The following is a 5,817-nucleotide window of genomic DNA, read 5'->3' on the forward strand; positions in this document are numbered from 1 at the left end:
ATCGAAGGTCACCACCAGGGTCCCGTCCGCCTGCTGATCCACGGTGATCGCCTGCGACCCGCCGCCGCCTCCGGTCCCCGAGACCTCCGGAGGCCGCGGCTTCTCCCAGCCGTAGAGATCCAGCCAGGCGGCATCGAGCATGACCTGATAGTTGTCGTTGCCCGCCGTCCCGGCCACCGGAGCAGCTGCCACGCGGATCGTCGTGGTGGCGAGATCGGCTTGCGTCACGGCCGGCCAGTCGTACTCCGCCGCGCCCCCCGCCAGTGTCGGGTTCTTGGTGAGCAGCGCCGAAACTTCCCGGCTGGTCGCCGGCTGCGGCACCGCCAGAACCTTTTCGGTCGGATAGGCCGGGTCCTCGTCCGGCGGCTGCGTGGGGCCGCCGCCTCCCACGATCGGAGTGAAGAAGTTCCAGGCCGTGGGCGTGTAGTTGTGACCCACCGGCGGCCGGAATTGATCGGTCACCGATGCCTCCATGCGGTAGAGGTCGTCGGCGACCGTCCCGGTGACCCGGTAGCGCACTCCCGCCACCGCCCGCACGATCTGGATCTCGTCGTACCAGGTGGAAAACCCCGACAGACGGAACTCCTCCGTGCCGGCACCCAGGGTAATCGATGCCGCGGCTCCGCCGTCCTGATCGCTGAAAGCGGCCGAGGGATTGAGGACCGTCGCGCCGTTGCGCGTCTCCGCCACCGTCGGCAGGAGCCGGCGCACCCGCCGCAGGAAGCCATAGTCGACGCCGCCGATCGACGTCCGCGACAGGCCGTCCTTGGGCCCGAGGTTCGCTCCGCCCGCCGCCTCCCAGAGCTTCTCACGCGCGATCTGGTAGCCCGCGGCGGTAGGGTGAATGCCGTCCAGCCCGAAGATGTCGTGGCAGATCTTCCCTTCGAAGCCGGTGCAGGCTCCCAGCTGGTCCTCGTGCGCGAACTCCGCCGCCATCTCGTTGATTGTCACGCGGCGGGTCTGCCCCCACGCCAGGTCGCGCAGGATGCGGTCGACGATCGGCAGCCAGGTGCGATGAAAAAGACTCGGATTGCTGGTCGAGCAATGATCCGCCTCGTTGTCGTAAAGGCTGTTCAGGACGATGTCGGCCCCGGGCACCTGCGAGGTCAGGGAGGACAGGATCTCCTGCAGGTTCTGGCGCGAGTCGAGGATCTCGGCAAGGGCGCGGTTCACCTCGGCTTGCGTCGGAGTCGCGGAGGCCGGGTCCACGCTCAGCATGTCGTTGCCGATGCTGGAAATCGTGATCAGCTTCGGCTGGGTCTCGAAGATCCGGAAGACATTATTGTGGTCGTTCGTGTCATCCACGAGGAGATCGTCGGTGTGCTCACCGAGGACGGCCGCGCCGTCCATCGGCCAGTTGGGGTTGTTCGCCACCGTGACGCCCACGGCACAGGCGAGGCGCGCTTGCACCTGGGTGGTATAGGTGAACGCCGTCGGGAATGTGCAGGCATTGAAATTCCGCGCAATGCTGTCCCCCATCGCCGCGATCGGGTAGGAGCCACTCAGCAGGTTTGCGAGCCCCTGGTCCAGCTTGGCCAGCCGCGGCTGGCCGACCGGCGCCGTGTAGCCGGGAGTCGACTGCGGGAAGCCGTCCCAGCGTGATGACGAGAGGCGCCAGCCCGATGGATCGGCGGATTGCAGGATGTAGCAGCCGTTGCCGGGAGAAAAGAGGAAGTTGCCCGCGCCGTCGGTGAGAATCGTGGAGTCGATCGAGCCGCCGGCATCGACGCGTCCGACCATCCGGACGCTGACCCCCGGAATAACCGGCTCGCCCGCGTCCTTCTTGCCGTTGCCGTTGCGGTCCTCGTACGCCGATCCCGAGACGCTCTGGGCGAGCGCCGGAAAGGCGGCGGCCAGCAGCAACGCGGCCAGAACGAGGAAGCGCCGCTTCACCTCTCCCTCGCGAATCGACGATACAGCGTGTAGCTTCCGCGGCTGGTGGTGTCGGTGACGGTGACGGTGCCGGCCAGGGATCGTCCGTCATCGGCGAGGGCATAGGCTTCCACGACTTCGAGGGTCTCGCCGCCGGTGCCCGACGGCTTGACCACGTAGCTCGCCCGCGCCCGCTGCGTGCGCGAATCGATCGAGAGATCCTTCAGCTCGACACGCACCGGGCCGTTGTCGGCCATCATGGCGGGCCAGGGCTGGGAGGCATCGCGATCCTCTCCCGCCCAGATCCGCCCCTGCAGCTTGCCGCCGAGGATCAGGAACTCGAGGCGCACGGGGCTGTCGACGGGAGCGTTGTTGGCCGTCTTCTCGCCGCGGCGCTGCTCGACCAGCTTCCACTGTCCCTGCAAGGTGCCGACCGGCACGGCGGCCAGGGTGAAGAGCGCGGCGAGGGCCGCGATCGATGCGACCTGGCGATGCCGCCGATAGAAAATCCGCAGAATTCTCATCGAAGTAGCGTCATCATGCGCCGCCGCGGGAACCTGCGTCAAGACACCCTATGCCGCGCAGGGTTCTGTATAATCTCGCGCCAACATGCCGCTCGCCTCCGGAAGCCGCCTCGGTCCTTATGAAATCATTGCCCCCATCGGCGCGGGAGGCATGGGGGAGGTGTACCGGGCCCGCGATCCGCGGCTGGGGCGCGAAGTCGCCATCAAGGTGTTGCCGCCCAGCTACTCGGGGGACGCCGACCGCCTGCGCCGCTTCGAGCAGGAAGCCCGGGCAGCGGGCGCGCTCAACCATCCCAACGTGCTTTCGATCCACGACATCGGCATCCACGACGGCGCGCCGTTCGTGGTCTCGGAGCTCCTCGAAGGGGAAACGCTGCGCGATCGCATCCAGAGCGGCGACCTGACGCCGCGGCGCGCCGTGGAGATTGCCGTTCAGGTGGCGCGTGGTCTCGCGGCTGCCCACGCCAAGGGAATCGTCCACCGCGACCTGAAGCCCGACAATCTCTTCCTGACGCGCGACGGCCACGCCAAGATCCTCGATTTCGGCCTCGCCAAGCTGCTCCAGCCGGAAGCGAGCGGCGCGCCGCTGACCAGCTTACCCACAACGCCGGCCGGCACCCATCCCGGCGTGGTGATGGGGACGACCGGCTACATGTCGCCCGAGCAGGTGCGCGGCGCCGACGCCGACCACCGCTCCGACATTTTCTCGTTCGGGGTCGTCCTGCACGAGATGCTCTCCGGCGCTTCTCCCTTCAAGCGCGACACCGCCATCGAGACGATGAGCGCCATCCTCAAGGAAGATCCGCCGCCGCTATCGGCGGTCTCGCGGCCGATTCCTCCGGCGCTGGAGGGAGTGGTCCGCCACTGCCTCGAGAAGCGGCCCGAGGATCGCTTCCAGTCGGCCCGGGACCTGGCGTTCAACCTGGAGTCGGCTTCGGGATCCGGAACGGCCACGGCGCTCCCGGCGCCAGCTCCGGGACGAGCTTCGGGATTACGGACGGCGGCTCTGATCGCATCCGGCTTGCTCGTCGGCGTTGTCGCCGGCGCCGCGATCTCGTCCTGGTGGTCGCGGACGCCGGACAGCTCCCCTCCGACCCTTTCCTACATCAGCTATTCGGGCCGGGACCTCGATCCCGCGGCTTCTCCCGACGGCAAGCTTCTCGCCTTCACTTCGGACCGCGACGGCAAGAATCGGATCTGGCTGAAGCAGCTCCCTGCCGGCGACGAGGTCGCCCTGACGGCGGGGTCGGATTCCCGGCCGCGCTTCTCGCCCGACGGGGCCACCATCCTGTTCGCGCGCGCCGAGGCGGGGGGCAACGCGCTCTACAAGGTGGCGGTGGTGGGCGGCGAGCCGCGCAAGCTTCTTGATGGCGCCAGCGAAGGAGACTGGTCTCCCGACGGATCGCGTATCGCCTTCGTGCGCGATCGGAGGGTCGACCAGACGGTCCATTTCATCCTGGGGACTGCCGGGGTGGACGGCCGCGACGTGCGCGAGATTGCCGACGTTGCCAGCAACGTCCTGGTGGGTCCCCGATGGTCGCCGGACGGCTCGACCATCGCGGCGACGCAGGCCGGGACCCAGAACACGCTCACCTCGATCCTGCTCGCCGACGCCGGCGGCAAAGGGAGCCGGACGATGGACCCGCCGCCTCCCGCGGGGGACATGTCGACGGTCTCCTGGTCGGGGGCGGGCGAGGCCCTCCTCTATGCCATCCGGGACAGCATCGTGGCCGGCCCGTCGCGCGGCGGCAGCAGCCGCATCGTCCGCCAGGAGCCCGCTTCCGGAAGATCCAAGGTCCTGATGACCATTCCCACCTTCACGCCGGATCTGGAGGTTGCGGGGCCGGGACGGATCCTGGTGACCTCGGTCATGACGCGCCAGAACCTGATGGAGGTGACGATGGCGGGAAAGGCTCCCCTGCCGCCGGACAGGTTCCTCACGCGCGGCAACTGTATCGATCGCCAGCCGGCCTACTCGCCCGACGGCGAGTGGATTCTCTTCTCCTCCACCCGCAACGGGAACCTCGATCTCTGGCTGGTCTCGCGCTCGACCGCGGCCCTGCGCCGGCTAACCGACGACGCCGCCGATGACTGGGATCCCGGCTTCACCCCCGACGGCAAGAGCGTCCTCTGGAGCTCCAACCGCTCCGGCCACTTCGAGATCTGGATTTCCGGCATCGACGGCACCGGCGCCCGCCAGATCAGCGACGACGGGCTGGACGCCGAGAACCCGGTCGCCACGCCCGACGGGAAGTGGATCATCTACGCCTCGTCGAATCCGGCCAAGTCGGGGATCTGGAGAATCCGCCCCGACGGCACCGGAGCGACCCGCCTGGTGTCGGGCAGCTTCGGCATCCCGGAAGTCTCGCGGGATGGACGCTACTTAGCCTTCCGTTGGTCGACTCCGACCAACAGCAACCTCTACGTCGCCAGCCTGGAGAAAGAAGCTCCCGAGATCACGAATCTCGGCACCTTCGGTGCCATTTTCGGCGGCCGCAGCCGCTGGATGCCCGACGGACTCCTGGCCTTCATCGGACAGGATGCGCACGGCAGCTGGGGGATCTACTCCCAGGATTTGGCTCCCGGCCGCGACACGGCCTCCACCCGGCGTCCGCTCACCGGCTTCGACCCCGAGTACGTCCCGGAGTCTTTCGGCGTCTCCCCCGATGGCACGCGGCTTATCGTGGCGCGCAGCGAGATATTGAGAAGTTTCATGATGGCCGAGGGCCTCCCCGGCGTCGCCTTCCCCCAGCGCAAGACTCGCTGATTCTCCTGAGAGCCTGAGCCCGAGCAGGGGCACCGTTGGACGCGACGGCAAAGAGCGGCCGCGCGTCAACGGCCGACACTTGAGCTTAGGGAAGCTGGCAATCCCTGGCGGATATCGGGTGAGATTCGAGGTCCAAGTGAACATCCTGCCTGGCACGCTCAGCTTCGAGCCTGAGCCCCGCGCAAGGTCATGATGTCTTTGCCAGGATCGGTTTCAAGCCTAACCCGATCGTCGTCCATGGAGTAGAGCTCCTCCAAGGTCAGCTTCGGCCATTGACTCGCGGTGCACCTGCCCGCGCGATTGACTCACTCAATCTCCTCCGAGCGAATACCAGCTTCCCCAAGATCAAGTGCCGGCCCTTGACGCGCGGCCGCTCTTTGCCGTCGCGTCCAAGGGTGCCCCTGCCCGGGCTCACGTTGTAACGGTTTCTGGAGATCGGCAGTCTCGAGGATTATCCTCGGCGCAGGAATAGGAGAATGTGAGGGCAGGTTCAGCCGGTCGTCGATACTCAAGAAAGCGAGATTCCCAGGGAGGCGCATGATGAAGGTAGGAGTGCTGGGTTCAGGAGACGTCGCAAAATCGCTCGCCGGCGGGTTCGTCAAGCATGGGCACGAGGTGATCATGGGGACTCGATCGCCGGAGAAGCTGTCGGAA

At 67.3% G+C, this 5,817-nt stretch carries 4 protein-coding genes; 2 read left to right on the top strand and 2 right to left on the bottom strand.

Annotation, left to right across the window (positions count from 1 at the left end; translation table 11 throughout):
• Both VFW45_06580 and VFW45_06585 read right to left on the bottom strand, forming a co-directional pair.
• Positions 1-1,893: GDSL-type esterase/lipase family protein (locus tag VFW45_06580; GenBank protein HEU5180437.1), on the bottom strand; the 1,893-nt coding region annotated here is incomplete at its 3' end.
• Entirely contained in the window at positions 1,890-2,396 is a 507-nt protein-coding gene (locus VFW45_06585) for a hypothetical protein (protein ID HEU5180438.1), read from the bottom strand. The genes VFW45_06585 and VFW45_06580, both read right to left, overlap by 4 nt.
• Positions 2,397-2,481: 85 nt before the next feature.
• Here VFW45_06585 and VFW45_06590 point away from each other — a divergent pair, with 85 nt between their 5' ends.
• Together VFW45_06590 and VFW45_06595 are read left to right on the top strand one after the other, a co-directional pair.
• Positions 2,482-5,163 carry a protein kinase gene (locus VFW45_06590; protein HEU5180439.1) on the top strand — a complete coding sequence of 894 codons (2,682 nt, stop codon included), beginning with the start codon at positions 2,482-2,484 and terminating at the stop codon, positions 5,161-5,163.
• 540 nt (positions 5,164-5,703) lie between these two features.
• The coding region (locus VFW45_06595) for an NAD(P)-binding domain-containing protein (GenBank protein HEU5180440.1) at positions 5,704-5,817 on the top strand (114 nt) is incomplete at its 3' end.

The sequence above is a fragment of the Candidatus Polarisedimenticolia bacterium genome (assembly GCA_035764505.1).
Lineage (GTDB): Bacteria > Acidobacteriota > Polarisedimenticolia > Gp22-AA2 > AA152 > AA152.

Bases quoted from the DNA above. Each gene is read 5' to 3' on its own strand.
- VFW45_06590 (HEU5180439.1), top strand. From the start codon at position 2,482: ATGCCGCTCGCCTCCGGAAGCCGCCTCGGTCCTTATGAAATCATTGCC.
- VFW45_06585 (HEU5180438.1), bottom strand. From the start codon at position 2,396: ATGAGAATTCTGCGGATTTTCTATCGGCGGCATCGCCAGGTCGCATCG.